This window comes from Microseira wollei NIES-4236, from assembly GCF_020521235.1.
In the GTDB taxonomy this organism is placed as follows: Bacteria; Cyanobacteriota; Cyanobacteriia; order Cyanobacteriales; family Aerosakkonemataceae; genus Microseira; species Microseira wollei.
Map to the genome: position 1 here is coordinate 1 of NZ_BLAY01000494.1, position 733 is coordinate 733.

The 733-nt window shown below is 41.2% G+C and carries 1 protein-coding gene; it reads left to right on the plus strand.

Annotated features, from left to right (window positions below; translation table 11 throughout):
* The coding region (locus MiSe_RS49465; protein WP_226594948.1) for a group II intron maturase-specific domain-containing protein at positions 1-725 on the plus strand (725 nt) is incomplete at its 5' end.
* Positions 726-733: the final 8 nt, after the last annotated feature.

Consider the following 733-nt stretch of genomic DNA (forward strand, 5'->3'; position numbering starts at 1 on the left):
TCACACCTAGTAAAAATAAGGTTAAACTCCATATCCAAAAGATTGGAGAAACAATAGCCAACAACAAAGCCTCTACCCAAATGGAAATAATAAAGGAGGTTAACCCAATAATCAGAGGCTGGTCTAATTACTACTCAACGGTAGTTAGTAAAGACACCTACAGCTATTGTGACCATATCCTTTATCAACAATTAAGGGCATGGACAAGAAGAAGACATCCCAACAAAAATGCCCAATGGGTCAAAGCTAAATACTGGCACTCGGAAGGCAATAAAAATTGGGTATTCTCTACTAGGGATGGACAAAACGCCTACAAACTCCTACAACACTCTGAGACTAAAGTCATCAGACATACAAAAGTTGAAGGCAACAGAAGTCCATTTGACGGAGACTTAACATACTGGAGTAGTCGTATGGGGGCACACCCAGAAATGACACCAGAAAAAGCCTTTTTGTTAAAGAAACAAAAAGGCAAATGTGCATACTGTGGATTAAACTTTCGAGATGGAGACTTATTAGAAACCGACCATATTATCCCTACAAACAATGGGGGTAAAAATTCCAAAGATAATAAGCAATTACTCCATCGACACTGCCACGACCTAAAAACCGCTCAGGATATGGCTGGTATGCGTGACAAGCACCTTGTAACTGAGGAGCCGGATGAGGTGAAAGTCTCACGTCCGGTTCTGAAGACGAGTCAGAGGGGTGACTCTCTGACTTAGTTCAACAA